The organism is Vibrio aestuarianus, from assembly GCF_028858425.1.
In the GTDB taxonomy this organism is placed as follows: Bacteria; Pseudomonadota; Gammaproteobacteria; order Enterobacterales; family Vibrionaceae; genus Vibrio; species Vibrio aestuarianus.
Genome location: NZ_JAKNYQ010000001.1, coordinates 2,634,833 through 2,654,676 on the forward strand (window position 1 = coordinate 2,634,833; position 19,844 = coordinate 2,654,676).

The window sequence follows — 19,844 nt, forward strand, 5'->3', positions numbered from 1 at the left end:
TATATTCACTTATGTAGTTATAGGTAAACACTTGCTAGCAAGCGCGAAATTTTTACCTATAACCACATCACTTTATTTCATTTATCTCAACAAAACGGCCCCTAACTGTTACCAGCCAGGAGCCGAATGTGAATTATATCACGATTTATTTTTTAATCGTCAGTTTCTTTACATTGCCACTGCGGGTAATGATCACGTAGCCATCGGTTACCGCCAAAGGACCAACAGCAAATCCGCTGCTATCGACTAATTGCTGAGCAACAAATTCACCACTGCTACGATCAATCCAGTGCAAGTAACCTTCATTATCGCCCACAACAATGTAGCCATTAATAATAGACGGTGCTGTTAACAAGCGATTTTCTAGCTTGTCATTGCTCCATAACTCGGTTCCACTACGGGCATCAACAGCAGCAAGGTGATCTTTGTCAGTTACTACGAATAGACGTCCACCATCACTTGCCATATCAGTCGATGAAGAGTAGTTACGCTTCCAAGCTGGCTTGCCTGAACGAAGATCGATCGCAATTAACTGGCCATTGAAACCTACAGTGTAAAGCATACCGCCGATCACAATGGGTGACGCATCGACATCAACCAACCGGTCAATTTCGGTCGCGCCCTTAGGCATACCAACAGGCTGCTGCCAAATCAATTGACCACGCTCTACAATAGCGGCAGCTAATCGACCACTTGCAGTGCCCCAGAACACACCACCAGAAACCGTAACCGGTTTGCTATCTCCACGCAAAGTTAAATTAGGTACTTCAGTGCTAATTGCCCACTTCTGCTCACCTGATTCTTGATCTAAACCGATCAGAGTGCCACGGCTGGTATTGACAATAACAATGTTGTTATCAGCGGCTGGCGCAGCGAGTACCTCACCATCCACTTCAACTTGCCATGCAAGCTCACCCGTTTCTTCATCAAGAGCAATCACTACACCATTTTCACTGCCAATGTAAATTTGGCTATAAGCGGCAGTGATACCACCAGACAAACGCATGCTGCGATCTTGTTTTAGGTCGGTTTTCCAAAGCTCTTTGCCGCTTTCAGGATCGAGCGCTTTAACTAAACCATCGCGACTTGCAACAAAAACTTTGCCATATGCATATTCTGGAGACAACTTTGAGAAGTAGTGACCAACACCATCACCAATAGAAGCACTCCATTGAGTCGTCGGTGTAAATTCACTCGATACCACTGGCACGGGAGCCATGATCACGGTATCTTCTTCGCTAGCACATCCTGCTAGTGCCCCTAGCACCACAGCAGCAACGAGCACTTTGTTGAACAACTTTTTCATCAACTTGTGCCCTTATTTGGCTAAATCATCAAGTTTCATTTGCAATGTTTGACTTGCATCATTAGCTTGTTGCGCCTCGGTATAAGCTGCATAAGCTGCATCGACATCACCTTTACGCAATGAGATATCACCTCGAAGCTCAGCAATACGCCCAGACCAATTTTCATCGCTAATCGTTGTTAACTCAGCAAGAGCAGCATCATAGTTGCCTTGCTCAGATTTAATACGCGCAACACGGTAAGTTGCAAGTGGAAGAATCGCAGCGTCTTTAGTATTTGCTTTTGCCCACTCAAGCTGTGCAAGTGCTTCATCTATCTGTCCTGCTTCAACTTGAACTTTAGCCAATTGCAAAGCGGCTAAAACTGAATATTCTTTGCCTTTATTGTTATCAATAAAACTTTGAACATTGCTTTCAGCATCAACGCCACTAGCGCTCAATGCCGTAACCATTTTGGTGTAACTTTCTGAAGCGGCTTCTTGCGCAGCGGTTACGCTGTCTTGGTAATAACGCCAACCGAATAGGCCACCTAAACCAATAACAGCCCCAAAGATCACCGCTTTACCGTTCTCTTTCCACCAATCTTTTATCGCTTCAATTTGTTGTTCTTCAGTATCGTAGAGTTCCACTTCCTGTCCTCTTTAAAAGATGTCTCAAATACGCTTGCTTATACAAGGTGTTCTAGTTTGCTCGCGACTTCAGTTTGAGAAATCGTAATTTGTTCGCCACCGGTTAGATCTTTCAGAACTACCGTGTTTTCTGCCACTTCGTTCTCGCCGAGAACAAGCGCAACAGCCGCACCGACTTTGTCAGCACGCTTAAATTGTTTTTTGAAATTACCACCACCGAAGTGGGTCATGACACGTAGCCCCGGAATTTGACCACGTAATTGCTCCGCAAGCTTCATTCCCGCCATCATCGTGCCATCACCAGCACTCACCATGTAAACGTCAACGCTACGACGAACTTCTGTCAGCTCTAGTGTTTCCATCATCAGTACTAAACGTTCTAAGCCCATTGCAAATCCAACGGCTGGTGTCTCTTTGCCACCCAGTTGTTCCACAAGGCCATCGTAACGACCACCACCACAAACCGTACCTTGAGCACCTAAACTTTCGGTGATCCACTCAAATACGGTGCGGTTGTAGTAATCTAAACCTCGAACCAAACGTTCATTAACTTGGTATTCGATGCCTGCGGCATCAAGAAGTTCACACAAACCTGCAAAATGTTGTGCAGATTCCGCATCTAGATATTCAGATAACTTTGGTGCATCACCTAAAATAGCTTGAATGTCTGGGTTTTTGGTATCAAGAACACGCAACGGATTGGTATACATGCGGCGTTTAGCTTCTTCATCCAATACTTCTTGATGTTGCTCTAAATACGCAATCAACGCCGTGCGATAATTAGCACGAGCCTGTAAAGATCCAATAGAGTTCAGTTCCAAACGCACGTGTTTGTCAATGCCCAGCTCACGCCATAGACGCGCTGTCATCATAATCAATTCAGCGTCAACATCTGGGCCATTTAGCCCAAACACTTCCACACCACATTGATGGAATTGACGGTAACGTCCTTTTTGAGGACGTTCATGACGGAACATTGGTCCCATGTACCATAGACGTTGTTCTTGGTTGTACAGTAAGCCATTTTCGATACCAGAACGCACACAGCCAGCGGTACCTTCAGGACGCAACGATAAACTGTCGCCATTGCGGTCTTCGAACGTGTACATCTCTTTCTCAACCACATCGGTGACTTCACCAATAGCGCGACTAAATAGATGTGTCATCTCAACGATTGGCATACGGACTTCATTGTAACCGTACGCACTGATCACATTTTTTACTGTACCTTCCACTTTTTGCCACAGTGGAGATTGCGTTGGGAGGCAGTCGTTCATGCCTCGAATTGCTTGAATAGTTTTTGCCACAATACTTACCGAAATGTCGTGAGATTAATTTTGTTCGATTTGAGTTACGTCGATTCGATTCTTTTCATCAAGAATGGACGCTTTAGCACGAATCTTAGCTTCTAATTGATTAACGAGATCGTCATTATCAAAACGTTCTTTCTGGCGTACACCATCTTCATAGAAGGCGCTTTTCTTATTACTTCCCGCCAAACCTAAATGGGAAACTTCCGCCTCACCAGGTCCATTCACAACGCAACCGATAATAGAAACATCCATTGGTGTAATAATATCTTCTAAACGTTGCTCAAGTGCGTTCACGGTGGAAATCACATCAAATTCTTGACGAGAGCAGCTAGGACAAGCAATAAAGTTAATGCCACGAGAACGGATGCGCAGCGATTTCAAAATATCGAAACCGACTTTGATCTCTTCAACCGGATTTGCTGCCAGAGAAATACGCAACGTATCACCGATACCTTCCGCAAGCAGCATACCTAAACCAACCGCCGATTTTACCGAACCGGCTCGCGCGCCACCGGCCTCGGTAATACCTAAGTGCAGTGGTTGATCAATTTTTTGTGCTAACAATCGATAAGAATCAACGGCTAAAAAGACGTCAGATGCTTTTACACTAACCTTAAACTGGTCAAAGTTGAGGCGATCTAAGATATCGACGTGGCGCATGGCTGACTCAACCAACGCCGCCGGCGTCGGCTCACCGTATTTCATCTGGATATCTTTTTCTAAAGAGCCACCATTCACACCAATACGGATCGGAATATCATAATCACGAGCGCAATCGACAACCGAGCGAATACGCTCTTCGTTGCCAATATTACCTGGGTTGATACGCAAACAATCAACACCGTACTCCGCCACTTTCAAAGCGATACGATAGTCAAAGTGAATGTCTGCTACTAATGGCACATTCACCTGCTGTTTGATCAATTTAAATGCTTCAGCAGCATCCATCGTTGGCACAGATACTCTTACGATATCAGCGCCTACATTTTCTAACGCTTTAATTTGCGCGACCGTCGCCGCCACGTCAGTGGTGCGGGTATTGGTCATCGATTGAACGGCAATAGGTGCGCCATCACCGATAGGCACATTACCGACATAAATGCGCGTCGAAGCACGACGCTTAATTGGAGACTCGTATTGCATAGTATTTTCTAAGGTAAGGTGAATCTAGCGACTTTGCCGGAAGTATACCCAGAAAGGTCGACAGGTTCACTCGCAAATGTCATTGAAACGCTCTCAGGGGCACCCAAAATAATCTGCAGTGGTGCCTCGCCCGCTAATGTTACTGTCTGCCCTGCTTTTTTAATGCCGGTCGACAAGGTTTTACCGGATGCGTCTTTTATTTGAATCCAGCAATCAGCATTAAATGATAGAGAAAGAGGAGAAAAGCCAGTATCCACTTGACTGGTATTCTCTGGGTTGCTGGCTGAAATTGGCTCTGCTTGCGCTTCCACTACATTAGGCTCTGGATCAACAATATCTTCTTCAGATGACGGGATCAGCTCAGCAGTTTGAATGTCCACTTGCGGATCTGACGCCACCTCTTCATTGCTGTCAGTTTCTGACACTAATTCAGAAGCTGTAGTGAACTGATCATCAGTGACACGCTCGACAGGAACAGATGCCATATCTTGATCAAGAACAGAAACAATAGGCTCATTGTGTTCTAAAAGTTCCGTTTCCTGTTGTTGGTTTTGCCACCACCATAGTGATGATATGCCGATCAAAATTGCAAAAATCCCCCAAGTGAGGGTCATGATACGGCTATCGTGTTTCTCTCGCTTAGTCTTCTTTGAGAAACTTTGCATTGGTTGTTCGCGAGGAATGGCTGGATAACTATCTTCGAAAGCAGCCAATATTTCTGACTCTTTGATTCCAACTGCTTTAGCGTACGAGCGCAAATAACCGCGAGTAAAGGTCGCAACCTGACCATCTGGAAAATGGTTTTCTTCTAAATTTTGAATAATCGAAAGACGTAAACGTAATCGATCAGCCACTTGTTTTTGAGTTAAGCCCAACGCTTCGCGTTTTATCTTCAATAAAGTGCCCGGTTTTACGGTGTGATTCTCTACGGTAACTTGTTCTTGTTCAGTACTCATCCGCTTTTTACATCTCATTATGTTATGGCTTGAACGGCACAATCATCACTTTTTTACTTGTTTTTTAGTAGCAACGAATTAGGCGCATTCCAGCGGTGTAAAAACTTTGCATTAATTTATGCAGGCGATTTTAGAAATAGCTTTAGCTTGATGAACAATTCTAATGGATATTTGATGTTAAACAACATCGCTTTGGGAAAGAAATTACTGACAGGTCAAGATTTTTCATTAAATTGACCTCAAAATGAGGTTAAATCATTTCAAATGGTAAAAATGAACAAAGCCAGAGAAATCTCTAGCTTTGCTTAGGGTGTTATTTAAAGCGCTTTGACAGCAATCACATCACCGTGCATTTGCTTGATTTTTGTTCGCTTAGTACGGTCAATCACGTCTCCCACTAGCTGCCCGCATGCTGCATCAATATCATCACCGCGAGTCTTACGTATTGTTACCGTATGCTCGTACTGCATTAATGTTTTTTGGAAGCGGTCAATACGTGAGTTGCTTGGCTTTTTATATGGTGAGCCAGGGTATGGATTAAACGGGATCAGGTTAATCTTGCACGGCGTGCCTTTCATTAATTGAGCCAGTTCATGTGCGTGATCCATGTCGTCGTTGACATGATCGAGTAAAACGTATTCTACGGTCACTTTTCCACGGTTTGCATTGGAAGAGGCAATATAACGGCGTACCGATGCTAAGAAATCTTGAATATCCCAACGATCATTGATCGGCATGATTTCACTACGCAGCTTATCGTTTGGCGCATGCAAAGAAATGGCTAAGGCGACATCAATTTGCCCCGTCATTTGATCTAAGCCAGAAACCACACCAGACGTCGATACCGTTACGCGGCGTTTTGATAACCCAAAACCGAGATCATCCAACATAATTTCTAACGCTGGGATCAAGTTTTTCATGTTGAGTAATGGCTCACCCATTCCCATCATGACAACGTTAGTGATAGGACGACGGCCAGTTTCTTTTTCCAAACCGATTTCACGTGCAGCACGCCAAACTTGGCCAATGATCTCTGACACTTTTAAATTACGATTGAAACCTTGTTGAGCGGTTGAGCAGAATTTACATTCTAATGCGCAGCCCACCTGAGATGAAACGCATAGTGTCGCGCGATCTTCATCGGGAATATATACCGTTTCAACATCTTGATCGCCAACACGCATTGCCCACTTGATAGTGCCATCAGAAGAGTGCTGTGCTTCAGATACGATAGGAGCGCGAATTTCACATTTTTGCTGTAGCTTTTCACGCAACTTCTTATTGATGTTTGTCATGCTCTCGAAGTCATCACAACCAAAATGGTAGATCCACTTCATTACTTGATCAGCACGGAATGCTTTTTCACCAAGTTCCTCAGCAAAAAAATGACGCAGCCCCTTGCGATCAAAATCGAGTAGATTGACTTTTTCAGTAGCCATGTAGCCTCACAGAGATGGAAACAATAATTAAGGGCGCGAATTGTACAGCCTTTAGACATCTACAACAAGGGGACTAAAACCATGAGTTTCTTAAGGCCATAATATCTCACCAGTAAAATTGAGGGATGAATTTTATCGGCTCAATGCCAACGCTGTAAAAACAAAAAATCCGCAGTACGTAGGGATACTGCGGATGGTGTTCTATTTAAATGTATTACGAGAAAGATTAACGAGGGCAGATTTCTGATTCAGGAAAGAAAAAAGCAATTTCGCGCGCTGCTGACTCAGGGCTATCACTTCCGTGTACAGAGTTATAACGCATACTTAATGCGTAATCAGCACGAATAGTGCCGCAAGCGGCCTCTTCTGGGTTGGTTTTACCCATCAGTTCACGGTAACGAGCGATGGCATTCTCTCCTTCAAGAACTTGAACCATAATCGGTCCTGAAGTCATGAATTTGGTCAGATCAGCGAAGAAGGCTTTGCCTTCATGTTCAGCATAAAAGCCACCAGCTTGCTCTTGATTCAAATGCAACATTTTTGCGGCAACAATACGCAAATCCGCTTTCTCAATACGGTGATAAATTTCACCAATCAAATTACGTTCTACTGCATCGGGCTTAATGATAGAAAAGGTTCTTTCTAGAGCCATAAGGTTGTCCTTCTACTTTTGTTTTTTTAGTTATAATTAGCGGCCAAAATGGTTGGCCGCCTCAAAATTATTTGGCTTGGTCAGTTAAGATACGAGCTAGCGTGCGTACGCCCATTCCCGTAGCGCCTGCCGCCCACTTGTCACTTGATGATTTGCGATAAGTACCCGCACAATCAAAGTGCAACCAACCTTTCTTATAATCTTCAACGAAGTAAGAAAGGAAAGCGGCCGCTGTACTTGCGCCTGGTGAATAATCACCAGAGCTGATATTAGAAAGATCGGCAAAACTGGAAGGTAGCATGCTGCGGTGGAAATCAGCCAAAGGTAGTGGCCATAGCCCCTCTTTTTCCTGACTTGCCGCAGTAAGTGCTTGATGTGCTAACTCGTCATCAAAGCTCAGTAACGCGTGGTAATCATTACCCAACGCATTTTTCGCTGCGCCCGTTAGTGTCGCGCAATCGATAATCAGTTCTGGTTTTTGTGCATCGGCGAACATCAAGCCATCAGCAAGCACTAAACGGCCTTCCGCGTCGGTGTTCATAATTTCAACGCTAGTACCATTTTTATAAGTGATAATATCACCCAGTTTTAGTGCACGACCTGACACCATGTTTTCCGCACAGCAAAGGATCAACTTCACTCGCTTATTGAAACCACGCATGATCGCCAGACCTAGGCCGCCGGTAATAGTACCAGCCCCGCCCATATCCGCCTTCATGGATGTCATGAAATTTGATGGCTTGAGGCTATAGCCGCCAGAATCAAAAGTAATTCCTTTGCCCACTAGACAAGCAAATACTGGAGCATCTTCCTTACCCGTTGGGTTGTAATCCAACTGCAGCATTGCCGAAGTACGCTCAGAGCCGCGCCCGACAGCATAAATCCCTTCCCACCCTTCAGTAAGAAGATCTTTATCTTTCACAATACGGTAGGTGACATGGTCCGGTGCCAGTGACTTGATAAATTCAGCGGCCATCGTCGCTAACTGACGAGGTGCTACTTCTTCAGCACTTTTGTTGATGATATCACGCGTCCATTCAGTCGCTTTGATGCGATACTCCAGCTCTGCTTGCTCTTGCTCAGCCAGTGGTTGCCACTCTAGTGTGTTAAGTTTTTTCGCTTCACGGTAGCCTTGATGGAATGCCCAAATGCTTTCGAGATCCCAGCCCTCACCTTGTAAACTGATGGCTCTGATGCCTTGCGAATCCAACTTACGTGCTGCACGCTGAACAGTTGCGACATCGTGCAAACCTTCGATTACATGAATCGTTACGCCATTTTCTGAAAATGACAAAATCGCCTTGTCTCCCCACTGAGGCTGGGCAGCTTCTTGGCTAATAAATACAGACATCTTTGTAGACATGGTTTCTCCTTGCCTGGATATGGCCTTACCTGTGCCATTACGATTAAATAACGAGAGGATGTTAGCATTTTGTAGGGTTAAAATGTCAAGTTGATAAAAAAACGGACCATAAGGTCCGCTTTTTTTAGCAAGAATTGTTAACTCGGTGATGTTTTACCAAATTACCATAGCGTTAGCGATGGGATTAAACAAACATTAGTCGATTTCTTCCATCCAACATAAGATGATGGCTTCTAAGATTTTTTCGTTAGAACGGTTCGGTTCATCATCAAATTCATCCAGTTCCATTACCCATTGATGTAAGTCGGTAAAACGTACATTTTTAGGATCGACATCTGGATACAAATCACATAGCTCAATCGCAATATCGCGAGAATCTGTCCATTTCATCTTATTGCCCTTATTTAATCAAACACTGGCGTAAGCGGATTGCCCACGCCGCGCTTACTAGTGATCTTCAGAAGCAAGGTTTAGCGTGTACTTGGGAATTTCGACCACTAAATCTTCACTACAGACTCGAGCTTGGCATCCAAGGCGAGATTCTGGCTCTAGACCCCATGCTTTATCAAGCATGTCATCTTCCAGTTCATCACTTTCATTCAGTGAATCAAACCCTTCACGGATGATGACGTGACAAGTTGTACAAGCGCATGACTTTTCACAGGCGTGCTCAATAGCGATTCCATTTTTCAAAGCGACATCAAGCACGGTTTCGCCTGTTTTTGCTTCAAGCACGGCACCTTCAGGGCAAAGATCTTCATGAGGTAAAACAATAATCTTAGGCATAATTTTTCTCTTTAAATATCGTCCACAGACTGGCCAGCCAATGCCGCGCGAATCGACTTATCCATTCGACGTGCAGCAAAATCTTGGCTAGCTTTGTCTGTATCTTTAATACCTTGCTCAATGGCATCGGCACTTTCACCATTGCGTAGTGCAATTAACGCTTCAATCGCACCAAGTAATTGCTGTTTTTCACTTTCTGTAAGAAGCTCATCGCCATCAGCATGCATCGCTGAAATAAGCCCTTCAATGACGCGGTCAGCTTCAACTCTTTGCTCTGCTAGTACACGAGCTTGCATGTCTTTTTCAGCAAACGCCATTGAGTCTTTAAGCATGTCTGCCACTTCGTTATCACTCAAACCATAAGAAGGCTTAACTTGAATTTCAGACTGAACACCAGTGCTCTTTTCCATTGCAGTGACGGATAGCAAACCATCAGCATCCACTTGATAAGTGACACGAATATGAGCAGCACCCGCGGTCATTGGTGGAATACCTTTTAAAGAAAAACGCGCTAATGAACGGCAGTCATCGACCATCTCACGCTCACCTTGCACGGTATGAATAGTCATCGCCGTTTGGCCGTCTTTAAAAGTAGTGAATTCTTGAGCTCTTGCGACTGGAATCGTGGTGTTGCGTGGAATGATTTTCTCGACCAATCCACCCATGGTTTCGATACCCAGTGAAAGCGGGATAACATCAAGCAGCAGCATTTCAGAGTCAGGCTTGTTACCTACCAAAATATCCGCTTGAATAGCCGCACCAATCGCCACGACTTCATCAGGGTTAATGCTGGTCAGGGGCGTACGACCAAAAAATTCACCGACTAAATCACGAACTAAAGGCGTACGAGTTGATCCACCGACCATCACCACTTCTAGCACTTCATCGGCATCAATTTCAGCATCTTTCAAAGTACGACGGCACGACAATAATGTTTTCTTAACCAGCGGTGTAATCAGTTGATTAAACTCTTCACGCGTAAAACGCCCGTCCCAGCCCAATACCGAAACATCAACACTGGTTGTATCTGACAGCGCTATTTTGGCCGCGGTAGCCGCATCCAGTAACGTGCGATTTTGCTCTGCACTTAATGGTGAAGACAAGCCGATTTGTGCTTGTAAATGTTCAGCAATTAAATGGTCAAAATCATCACCACCTAATGCAGAATCTCCGCCAGTTGCCAGTACCTCAAATACGCCTTTAGACAGTCGTAAAATAGAGATGTCAAATGTGCCACCACCTAAATCGTAAACAGCGATAACTCCTTCTTGAGCGGAGTCTAGACCGTAAGCAATGGCAGCTGCCGTCGGCTCATTGAGCAAACGAAGTACGTGCAGACCCGCAAGATTAGCCGCATCTTTGGTTCCTGCACGCTGCGCATCATCAAAATAAGCCGGTACTGTGATGACTACGCCTGCCAGCTCACCACCTAATGATTGTTCAGCACGTTTAGCCAATGACTTTAGAATATCAGCCGATACTTGAATCGGATTTTTATCCCCCTGCGCCGTTTGCAAAATAGGTAAGCCATTGTCACTGGCTTTAAAGTGATAAGGTAAGGTTGGGTAGCGCGCTTGAATATCAGTCAATGAGCGTCCAATCAAACGCTTCACAGAAATAATGGTGTTAGCAGGATCACGTTGTGCTTTTTCTCTGGCAGCATCGCCAACCAAGCTTGTTTCTGCCGTGTAATGCACAACTGAAGGCAGAATACTACGGCCTTGCTCATCAACAAGCGTTGTCGCATCACCGCTTCGAACGGAAGCGACTAATGAATTGGTCGTACCAAGGTCAATACCTGCCGCAAGTTTATGCTGATGCGGCGCGGAGCTTTGACCCGGTTCTGCAATTTGAAGTAATGCCATTGATTGGTCCTTATTACGGAATTAGCCGAGTAAACGTTCTTCGACTCGTTCTATTTCATGTTTTAGTTTGGCAATAAATTTCAGCTTACGAACCGTATCAGCAGCAGTGCTCCACTGGTTTTCATTCAGCTGTTGCTCAACTAAAGTAAGATGTTGTTTATGCATCTTGCTTACTTTGCTTTCAAAATCGAATAAAGCACTTTCTGCTTCAGGATACGAAGCGATATCTTCCAACTCTTCACGCAATTCCATTTGTTCCATTAAGAACATCGGATCTTGCAGGGTTTGGTGCTCACCCCGTAGCTCGATACCATTTTCTGCCAGCAGATATTCCGCGCGAGTTATGGGAGCTTTTAATACTTGATAAGCATCATTGATTTGAGAGGCTTTTTGCACAGCAAGTAAGCGGTCTCGTTCTGAAGCAGTTGCAAAGTTATCCGGATGGAAGCGCTTTTGCAAAGCCAGAAACTGGGAAGAAAGAAGGCTACCATCCAGCGCAAACTGACTTGGTAGCCCAAATAATTCAAAGTAGTTCATTAACACATCGCTCCTAGTGCTCGGTACTAGGCTCGTTATCAATGATGAGCCTAGCTATCCGAAAGCTAACCATTACACGTTGAAGCTTTCACCACAACCACATTCACTTTTCGCGTTTGGGTTGTTGAATTCAAAACCTTCGTTTAACCCTTCTTTTACGTAGTCTAGCTGCGTGCCGCTGAGGTAAACGAGGCTTTTTGCATCGATAATGACTTTTACACCATGATCTTCAAACACTTGATCTTCATCGTTGAGTTCATCAACAAATTCCAGTACATAAGCCATACCCGAGCAACCGGTCGTTTTCACTCCAAGACGTAATCCAACGCCTTTGCCTCGGTTATCCAGAAATGCTCTAACGCGATTTGCTGCTGCTTCAGTTAAGGTAATGGCCATACTACAACCCTAGATTCTTGGTTTGAAATTGTGGGAGTGAACGTTCACTCCCTGATAAATTATTGTTGGTGTTTCTTTTTATAGTCAGCAACGGCTGCTTTGATAGCATCTTCTGCCAAAATTGAGCAGTGAACTTTAACAGGTGGAAGTTCAAGTTCTTCAGCAATTTCAGAGTTCTTAATTGCAGCTGCTTCATCAATGCTTTTACCTTTTACCCATTCTGTTACTAATGAGCTTGAAGCAATAGCACTACCACAACCATAAGTTTTAAACTTCGCATCTTCAATGATGCCTTCTGGTGTGACTTTAATTTGCAGTTTCATTACGTCACCACAAGCGGGTGCGCCAACCATACCACTACCAATTGATGGATCTTCTTTATCAAAAGAACCTACATTGCGTGGGTTTTCGTAGTGATCAATTACTTTTTCGCTGTATGCCATGATAGTTTCCTCTAATCCTCTATTTCCTTGGGAATAACTAGTTCTTTATGAATAACTAGTGATGTGCCCACTCAACGGTGTTCAGATCAACTCCCTCTTTATACATATCCCATAGAGGAGACATGTCGCGTAATTTACTAACGGCTACACGGATTTGCTCAACCGCGTAGTCAATTTCTTCTTCTGTCGTGAAACGACCAAACGAGAAACGCACTGAGCTATGTGCTAATTCATCGTTGAGCCCTAGAGCACGCAGTACATACGAAGGCTCCAAGCTTGCTGATGTACAAGCACTGCCCGATGATACGGCAAGGTCTTTTAAAGACATCAGCAACGATTCACCTTCAACGAAAGCAAAACTCACGTTTAGGTTGTGCGGAACTCGTTGCTCTAGATCACCATTTACTGTAACGGCTTCCATATCTTGGACTCCAGCAAGTAAACGGTCACGCAGTGCTTTGGCGTGTGCGAAATCGTTTTGCATCTCTAGTTTTGCAATGCGGAACGCTTCACCCATACCGACAATTTGGTGAGTCGGAAGTGTACCTGAACGGAAACCTCGTTCATGACCGCCACCGTGCATTTGCGCCTCAAGACGAATACGAGGTTTACGACGAACGTAAAGTGCACCAATACCTTTCGGGCCATATATCTTATGTGCAGAGAAAGAGATCAGATCAACTTTCATTTCTTGTACATCAAGAGGCACCTTGCCTGCCGATTGTGCGGCATCAACGTGGAAAATAACTTTGCGCTCACGACACAATTCGCCGATTGCAGAAATATCTTGGATAACACCAATTTCGTTGTTCACGTGCATGATCGAAACAAGAACCGTATCATCACGTAGTGCTGCTTCTAACTTTTTAAGATCAATTAAACCATTAGATTCAGGCTCAAGATAAGTCACTTCATAACCTTCACGCTCAAGTTGGCGACAAGGATCAAGCACGGCTTTGTGCTCGGTTTTACATGTAATGATGTGCTTACCTTGCTTAGCATAAAAGTGCGCAGCACCTTTAATTGCGAGGTTATCTGATTCTGTAGCGCCAGAAGTAAATACGATTTCACGTGGATCTGCATTGATTAGATCTGCAATTTGCTCACGCGCCGTGTCTACCGCTTCTTCTGCCTGCCAGCCATAACGGTGAGAACGAGAAGCCGGGTTACCGAAATTACCGTCCATCGTCATGCACTGAACCATCTTTTCAGCCACACGAGGATCAACAGGACAGGTAGCTGAATAGTCAAAATAAATAGGCAGTTTCATTTTCTACTCCAATGTAAACATCGCCGCTATGAGCGAGCATTAAGACCTACGGGTGCCGAGCCGATTGTAACGGCATTAGTGTTTTTCTTGGTTAACCCGTGGTTTATCGTAAGACCTATGTCTTGGCGATCAGAAATTTGTAGGACTTCATTATCAACCATCAACTCACCAAGAGAGATGTTATTGAGAAAGTCACTGATGCGTGAGCTTAGATCACGCCATAATGTATGGGTTAGACAGCGAGTACCACCTTGGCAGTCACCTTTACCATTACATTTGGTTGCATCTACGGATTCATCCACAGCCGCAATTACAGTACCAATCGAAATTGTGCATGCATCAGCACCTAAGCGGTAACCACCACCAGGGCCACGCACACTCGCCACTAAGCCAGCTTTGCGCAATTTAGAAAAAAGCTGCTCTAGGTAAGAGAGCGAAATACCTTGGCGCTCTGAAATATCCGCCAGTGGCACTGGGGTTTGCTGCGAATGCAGAGCCACATCTAACATGGCTGTTACCGCATATCTTCCTTTAGATGTAAGTCTCATATCATACCGTATCCACATTGATTATGTGGTTAGTATTTTTCCATACCTGACTAATTTGGTCAAGTATTTATTTGACTAAATTAGTCAGGTATTTAACCATTTAATAAAAGAGGTTAATTACTTAGTAGTGCTGTGCTTTTCAATTGACGTTAGAATACCGCGTAAGATATTGATTTCTTGAGCTTCAGGACGTGCACGACTGAATAGACGACGAAGTTTATTCATTACCTGACCGGGCTGTTCTTTAGAGATAAATTGGGTTTGAGTAATCACCTTTTCAAGGTGCTCATAAAACATTTCTAGCTCATTGTGACGTGAGTAGACTTCTTGAGGCGGCGATGGATAACCCTTTTTCTCGTAATCCAAATGCGCAATACGAATCTCGTAGCTCAAGGTTTGCACTGCCATTGCTAAGTTCAAGGAACTGTATTCTGGGTTAGCAGGAATACAGACGTGGAAATGACACTTTTGCAGCTCTTCGTTAGTTAAGCCCGTTCGTTCGCGACCAAACACCAACGCGACAGGATGCTGTTGACCTTCAATTGCAAATTTCTCACCGCATTCTCGCGGCTCAAGCATTGGCCATTCTAAGGTGCGAGAGCGAGCACTTGAACCCACCACCAAACCACAATTTTCAACAGCCTGGTCTAATGTATCAACAATTTCTGCATTTAACGCGATGTCGCTAGCGCCCGCGGCTAAAGCAATCGCTTGAGCGTCAACTTCACATTGCGGCGCAACCAAAACCATTTTGCTCAGCCCCATCACTTTCATTGCACGGGCCGCAGAGCCAATATTTCCAGAATGAGAAGTGCCCACCAAAACGACTTTTACATTGTCTAACATTGCACATAACACCAATAAAATTAAAACGCCGAGATATTAACATAAACCTGACCAAAATAGTCAGGTCCTTGTGTGATACAAGACCGAACGAGTAAAAAATAACCACTTCCTTTTTAATAAAAATTTGGTATACTGCCGCCCGCTTTTTCGTTCTTTAACATCCGTTGGGAAAACTGTATGCATCCAATGCTAAACATAGCTATTCGCGCTGCGCGAAAAGCTGGCAATCATATTGCTAAATCGCTAGAAAACGCTGAGAAAATCGAAACCACTCAGAAAGGCACTAATGACTTTGTTACTAACGTAGACAAAGAAGCAGAAGCTATGATCATCGATACAATCAAGAGTTCTTACCCAGAACACTGTATCGTTGCTGAAGAAAACGGTCTTATCGACGGTAAAGATAAGGACGTTCAATGGATCATCGACCCACTGGATGGCAACACAAACTTTGTAAAAGGTTTACCTCACTTCGCGGTTTCTATCGCTGTTCGTATCAAAGGAAAAACAGAAGTTGCTTGTGTTTATGACCCAATGCGTAACGAGCTATTTACCGCTCAACGTGGTTCTGGTGCACAACTAAACAACTCTCGTATCCGTGTTAAGCAATTGAAAGATCTTCAAGGTGCGGTACTGGCTACAGGCTTCCCATTCAAACAAAAACAACACTCTGAATCTTTCATGAAGATTATGTCTGCTCTTTTTGTTGAATGTGCGGATTTCCGTCGTACAGGTTCCCCAGCTCTAGATTTATGTTACCTAGCAGCGAACCGTGTTGATGGTTACTTCGAATTGGGCTTGAAACCTTGGGATATGGCTGCTGGTGAGCTAATCGCTCGTGAAGCTGGTGTTATCCTGACTGACTTTGCTGGCGGTACTGACTACATGAAGTCTGGTAATATCGTTGGCTCAAGTGCTCGCGGCGTAAAATCAATTCTTAAACACATCCGCGAAAACGGCAACAGCGCTATCCTTAAATAGATTGCACTGAACAATATCAAGCTCCGTCACAGCTGATTCAAGCCTCGTATAGCAATATACGAGGCTTTTTCTTTACCTTAAGTATCATACCAATTTCACATTAGAAAAAAGCCGCAGAATTTTCTGCGGCTTTTGGCGTTTAAATGATTTTTAGTAATCAAGACATACCCAAACAACTTGAAGTTGCAGGTATAACTCTAAGGGAGTTCGTCAAACTCAGCACCTTCTTTTTCCACTTGAGGCGGAAGTAAGTGCTCACGTGTGATACCCAATTTCAATGCCAGTGCAGACGCAACATAGATTGAAGAATAAGTACCGACAGTGATGCCCAATAACAATGCTGTTGCAAAACCATGAATATTGGCACCGCCCTGCACAAACAGTGCAATAACCACTAGTAAAGTCGTACCGGATGTAATCAGTGTACGGCTTAATGTTTGGGTGATAGAGCTGTTCATGATTTCCGCGGAATCGCCTTTACGCAATTTACGGAAGTTTTCACGAATACGGTCAAATACCACAATGGTATCGTTGAGCGAGTAACCAACAACCGTCAGCAGTGCTGCCACAATCGTTAGGTCAACCTCAATTTGCATGATAGAAAATATGCCAAGAGTAATGATAACGTCGTGCGCCAAGGCCAAAACCGCCCCCGCAGCTAAACGCCATTCAAAACGCATAGACACGTAAAGCAGGATACAAATTAGTGAAGCTAGAATGGCTAAACCACCCGCTTCAGCCAACTCATCCCCCACGTTTGGCCCAACAAACTCAATACGGCGCATCTCAACACTGCTACCGGTTCCTTCTTTGATAGCCGAAAGGATCTGGTTGCCGAGTGTTTCACCCGCAACATTGTCACGAGGACGCAAGCGAACCATTACTTCACGCGCAGAGCCAAAGTTCTGCACTGTTGCATCACCAAACCCTTTTGCTTCAAGTGCCCCACGGATATCTTCAAGGTTAGCTGGCTGTTCAAAGCCAACTTCAATTAAAGTTCCGCCGGTAAAATCTAAACCCCAATTCAACCATTTAGTTGAAAGCGTAAAGAGTGAAGCACCTATCATCAAAATTGAGAAAATAAACGCTAACTTCGACCAACGCATAAAGTCGATCGTTTTATCTGCTTTTAGAATCTGAAACATAATAATTCCTAGCCTTAGATCGACAGTTTTTTGATACGTTTACCACCGTATAACAGGTTCACAATACAGCGAGTCCCGATAATAGCGGTGAACATAGAAGTTAAAATACCGATAGAAAGTGTCACGGCGAAGCCTTTAATTGCCCCTGTACCCACTGCGAACAAGATGATAGCGGTAATCAATGTGGTAATGTTGGCATCGGCAATGGTACTAAATGCATTCGCATAACCTTGGTGGATCGCTTGTTGCGGGTTGCGCCCATCACGAAGCTCTTCCCGAATACGCTCAAAGATCAGTACGTTCGCATCAACCGCCATACCAACTGTTAATACAATACCTGCGATACCTGGTAGCGTCATAGTGGCCCCCGGAATCATCGACATGACACCGATAATCAGTACTAGGTTAGCCATTAGCGCGATGTTGGCAATAAGACCAAATCCACGGTAATAAAGCAGCGTAAACAACATAACCGCGACCATACCCCAGATACACGCTTGAACACCCATATCGATGTTTTGTTGACCCATTGATGGACCAATCGTACGTTCTTCAACAATAGAGATCGGCGCAATCAGAGCACCAGCACGCAATAGCAACGCTAAGTTGTGTGCTTCAGCCACAGAATCAATGCCAGTGATACGGAAGTTACGACCTAACGCCGACTGAATCGTCGCTTGGTTGATCACTTCTTCTTGCTTAGCAAGAATCACTTTACCTTCCGGAGTTTTGCGACCACTGTCTTTGTATTCTGCAAACACGGTCGCCATCAGCTTGCCAATGTTCTTTTTAGAGAACGCTGACATTTTGTTACCACCTTCACTGTCTAGTGAGATGTTTACTTGCGGGCGTCCGTATTCATCCGTGCTTGAACTTGCATCAGTAATGCTCGCACCGCCTAGAATCACACGTTTTTTCAAAACTACAGGACGTTGATTACGGTCGAACTTAATTTCGCTACCAGGAGGAACACGACCAGAGGCCGCTGCAGCTAAATCCGCTTTATCATCAACTTCACGGAACTCAAGTGTTGCTGTTGCCCCTAAAATTTCTTTCGCACGAGCCGTGTCTTGAACACCTGGAAGTTCAACCACGATGCGGCTTGCACCTTGGCGTTGAACCAAAGGCTCTGCGACCCCAAGTTCATTAACACGGTTACGTAGAATCGTAATGTTCTGTTCAACCGCATAATTACGAATTTCTTGTAAGCGTTGCTCGGTAAATTTAGCCGTTAAGATAAATCGTCCGTTAGCATCAGACTCAACAAAAGTCATGTCAGGGTGTTTTGAAGCCAGTGCCGCTTTTGATTGTTCAAGTTGCTCTGCATCACGCAAAGTCACTTCAACGGTATCGTTACCTACCGTACGAATAGCGCGGTAACGGATTTTTTCATCACGAAGTTCACTACGAAACGCTTCTTCTTGTTGGCCTGACAATTTTTCCATTGCCGCGTCCATATCCACTTCCATTAAGAAGTGAACACCACCACGCAAATCAAGGCCAAGCTTCATTGGCGCAGCACCAATAGATTCCAGCCAGCTAGGTGTAGAAGGAGCAAGGTTCAGTGCAACGATAGTATCTTTGCCTAACGCTTCACTAATGATGTCACGAGCACTAATTTGTGTATCAGTATCGTTAAATCGAACAAGAATTGATCCATTTTCTAAAGCAATGGATTTATGAGAAAGGCTCTCTTTATCAAGAGCATTGGTGACAGCATCCAGCGTTGACATATCTACAGAGGCGCCACGCGCCCCTGTAACTTGAATAGCCGGATCTTCACCGTAGATATTTGGAAGTGCATACAAAGCGGAAATGGCAATGGCAAACACGACCAATAAATACTTCCATAACGGATAACGGTTTAGCACAGCGAGGATCCTCTAGCTGTTTTATAGAGACTTAAGCGTACCTTTTGGTAACACTGCAGTGACGAAATCTTTTTTGATCACAATTTCATTGTTCGCGTTTAGCTCGATAGTGATGTAGTCGCTATCTTCTGCGATTTTAGTGATTTTACCAACTAGACCACCGCTAGTTAGCACTTCATCGCCTTTACCCATCGCAGCCATTAAGCTTTTGTGCTCTTTTACACGTTTTGCTTGTGGGCGGTAGATCATGAAGTAAAAGATAACCGCGAACATGCCAAGCATGATTAGCATTTCAAAACCGCCACCTTGTGGTGCACCTTCACCTGCTGCGTGTGCTACAGAAATTAAACTCATTGA

21 protein-coding genes are annotated in these 19,844 nt (G+C 44.4%); 1 reads left to right on the plus strand and 20 read right to left on the minus strand.

All coding sequences use genetic code 11. The annotated features are described in order from the left end of the window. Nucleotides 1-145: 145 nt before the first annotated feature. From bamB to trmJ, 17 genes are all read right to left on the minus strand, one after another. Nucleotides 146-1,306 carry an outer membrane protein assembly factor BamB gene (gene bamB / locus MCT08_RS12010; RefSeq protein ID WP_171980362.1) on the minus strand — a complete coding sequence of 387 codons (1,161 nt, stop codon included), beginning with the start codon at nucleotides 1,304-1,306 and terminating at the stop codon, nucleotides 146-148. A gap of 12 nt (nucleotides 1,307-1,318) precedes the next feature. Further along, nucleotides 1,319-1,933, minus strand: a complete 615-nt coding sequence (locus MCT08_RS12015; RefSeq protein WP_274678492.1) for a YfgM family protein — start codon at nucleotides 1,931-1,933, stop codon at nucleotides 1,319-1,321. Nucleotides 1,934-1,971: 38 nt separating this feature from the next. Continuing rightward, the gene (gene hisS / locus MCT08_RS12020) at nucleotides 1,972-3,240 is read right to left on the minus strand and encodes a histidine--tRNA ligase (protein WP_053310395.1); all 1,269 of its coding nucleotides are present in this window, start codon (nucleotides 3,238-3,240) and stop codon (nucleotides 1,972-1,974) included. A 24-nt stretch (nucleotides 3,241-3,264) separates the two neighbouring features. Next, a complete protein-coding gene (ispG, locus tag MCT08_RS12025) occupies nucleotides 3,265-4,389 on the minus strand; it encodes a flavodoxin-dependent (E)-4-hydroxy-3-methylbut-2-enyl-diphosphate synthase (RefSeq protein ID WP_053310396.1) in 1,125 nt (374 codons plus the stop codon). 8 nt (nucleotides 4,390-4,397) lie between these two features. Beyond that, on the minus strand, nucleotides 4,398-5,363 hold the full coding sequence (gene rodZ, locus MCT08_RS12030; RefSeq protein ID WP_274678493.1) for a cytoskeleton protein RodZ: 966 nt from the start codon (nucleotides 5,361-5,363) through the stop codon (nucleotides 4,398-4,400). A gap of 299 nt (nucleotides 5,364-5,662) precedes the next feature. Beyond that, on the minus strand, nucleotides 5,663-6,784 hold the full coding sequence (rlmN, locus tag MCT08_RS12035; RefSeq protein WP_053310398.1) for a dual-specificity RNA methyltransferase RlmN: 1,122 nt from the start codon (nucleotides 6,782-6,784) through the stop codon (nucleotides 5,663-5,665). A 226-nt stretch (nucleotides 6,785-7,010) separates the two neighbouring features. Then, entirely contained in the window at nucleotides 7,011-7,436 is a 426-nt protein-coding gene (ndk, locus tag MCT08_RS12040; protein ID WP_053310399.1) for a nucleoside-diphosphate kinase, read from the minus strand. Nucleotides 7,437-7,503: 67 nt separating this feature from the next. Beyond that, a complete protein-coding gene (gene pepB / locus MCT08_RS12045) occupies nucleotides 7,504-8,799 on the minus strand; it encodes an aminopeptidase PepB (RefSeq protein WP_176313477.1) in 1,296 nt (431 codons plus the stop codon). 195 nt (nucleotides 8,800-8,994) lie between these two features. Continuing rightward, nucleotides 8,995-9,189: a Fe-S cluster assembly protein IscX gene (gene iscX, locus MCT08_RS12050; protein WP_053310401.1), complete on the minus strand. Its 195-nt coding sequence runs from the start codon at nucleotides 9,187-9,189 to the stop codon at nucleotides 8,995-8,997. A gap of 57 nt (nucleotides 9,190-9,246) precedes the next feature. Further along, nucleotides 9,247-9,585, minus strand: coding sequence for an ISC system 2Fe-2S type ferredoxin (gene fdx, locus MCT08_RS12055; protein ID WP_053310402.1), 339 nt, complete (start codon nucleotides 9,583-9,585; stop codon nucleotides 9,247-9,249). Between the two features lie 11 nt (nucleotides 9,586-9,596). Beyond that, complete coding sequence (hscA, locus tag MCT08_RS12060) at nucleotides 9,597-11,450, minus strand: Fe-S protein assembly chaperone HscA (RefSeq protein ID WP_274678494.1); 1,854 nt, start codon at nucleotides 11,448-11,450, stop codon at nucleotides 9,597-9,599. A gap of 21 nt (nucleotides 11,451-11,471) precedes the next feature. Further along, nucleotides 11,472-11,987, minus strand: a complete 516-nt coding sequence (hscB, locus tag MCT08_RS12065; RefSeq protein ID WP_274678495.1) for a co-chaperone HscB — start codon at nucleotides 11,985-11,987, stop codon at nucleotides 11,472-11,474. A gap of 72 nt (nucleotides 11,988-12,059) precedes the next feature. Next, nucleotides 12,060-12,383: an iron-sulfur cluster assembly protein IscA gene (gene iscA, locus MCT08_RS12070; RefSeq protein WP_053310405.1), complete on the minus strand. Its 324-nt coding sequence runs from the start codon at nucleotides 12,381-12,383 to the stop codon at nucleotides 12,060-12,062. 59 nt (nucleotides 12,384-12,442) lie between these two features. Further along, entirely contained in the window at nucleotides 12,443-12,826 is a 384-nt protein-coding gene (iscU, locus tag MCT08_RS12075; RefSeq protein ID WP_053310406.1) for a Fe-S cluster assembly scaffold IscU, read from the minus strand. Between the two features lie 55 nt (nucleotides 12,827-12,881). Continuing rightward, nucleotides 12,882-14,096 carry an IscS subfamily cysteine desulfurase gene (locus MCT08_RS12080; RefSeq protein ID WP_053310407.1) on the minus strand — a complete coding sequence of 405 codons (1,215 nt, stop codon included), beginning with the start codon at nucleotides 14,094-14,096 and terminating at the stop codon, nucleotides 12,882-12,884. A 26-nt stretch (nucleotides 14,097-14,122) separates the two neighbouring features. Next, entirely contained in the window at nucleotides 14,123-14,644 is a 522-nt protein-coding gene (gene iscR / locus MCT08_RS12085) for a Fe-S cluster assembly transcriptional regulator IscR (protein ID WP_071233038.1), read from the minus strand. Nucleotides 14,645-14,761: 117 nt separating this feature from the next. Beyond that, a complete protein-coding gene (gene trmJ, locus MCT08_RS12090; RefSeq protein ID WP_274678496.1) occupies nucleotides 14,762-15,490 on the minus strand; it encodes a tRNA (cytosine(32)/uridine(32)-2'-O)-methyltransferase TrmJ in 729 nt (242 codons plus the stop codon). Nucleotides 15,491-15,667: 177 nt separating this feature from the next. Here trmJ and suhB point away from each other — a divergent pair, with 177 nt between their 5' ends. Next, nucleotides 15,668-16,471: an inositol-1-monophosphatase gene (gene suhB, locus MCT08_RS12095; protein WP_053310410.1), complete on the plus strand. Its 804-nt coding sequence runs from the start codon at nucleotides 15,668-15,670 to the stop codon at nucleotides 16,469-16,471. A 197-nt stretch (nucleotides 16,472-16,668) separates the two neighbouring features. On the opposite strand, the gene secF is transcribed toward suhB, so the two are convergent. From secF to yajC, 3 genes are read right to left on the minus strand one after another with little or no spacing between them, the layout of a single operon-like run. Next, a complete protein-coding gene (gene secF / locus MCT08_RS12100; protein WP_053310411.1) occupies nucleotides 16,669-17,616 on the minus strand; it encodes a protein translocase subunit SecF in 948 nt (315 codons plus the stop codon). Nucleotides 17,617-17,630: 14 nt separating this feature from the next. Further along, nucleotides 17,631-19,487, minus strand: a complete 1,857-nt coding sequence (gene secD, locus MCT08_RS12105; protein ID WP_168523098.1) for a protein translocase subunit SecD — start codon at nucleotides 19,485-19,487, stop codon at nucleotides 17,631-17,633. A gap of 21 nt (nucleotides 19,488-19,508) precedes the next feature. Continuing rightward, nucleotides 19,509-19,841 carry a preprotein translocase subunit YajC gene (gene yajC, locus MCT08_RS12110; protein ID WP_053310413.1) on the minus strand — a complete coding sequence of 111 codons (333 nt, stop codon included), beginning with the start codon at nucleotides 19,839-19,841 and terminating at the stop codon, nucleotides 19,509-19,511. Nucleotides 19,842-19,844: the final 3 nt, after the last annotated feature.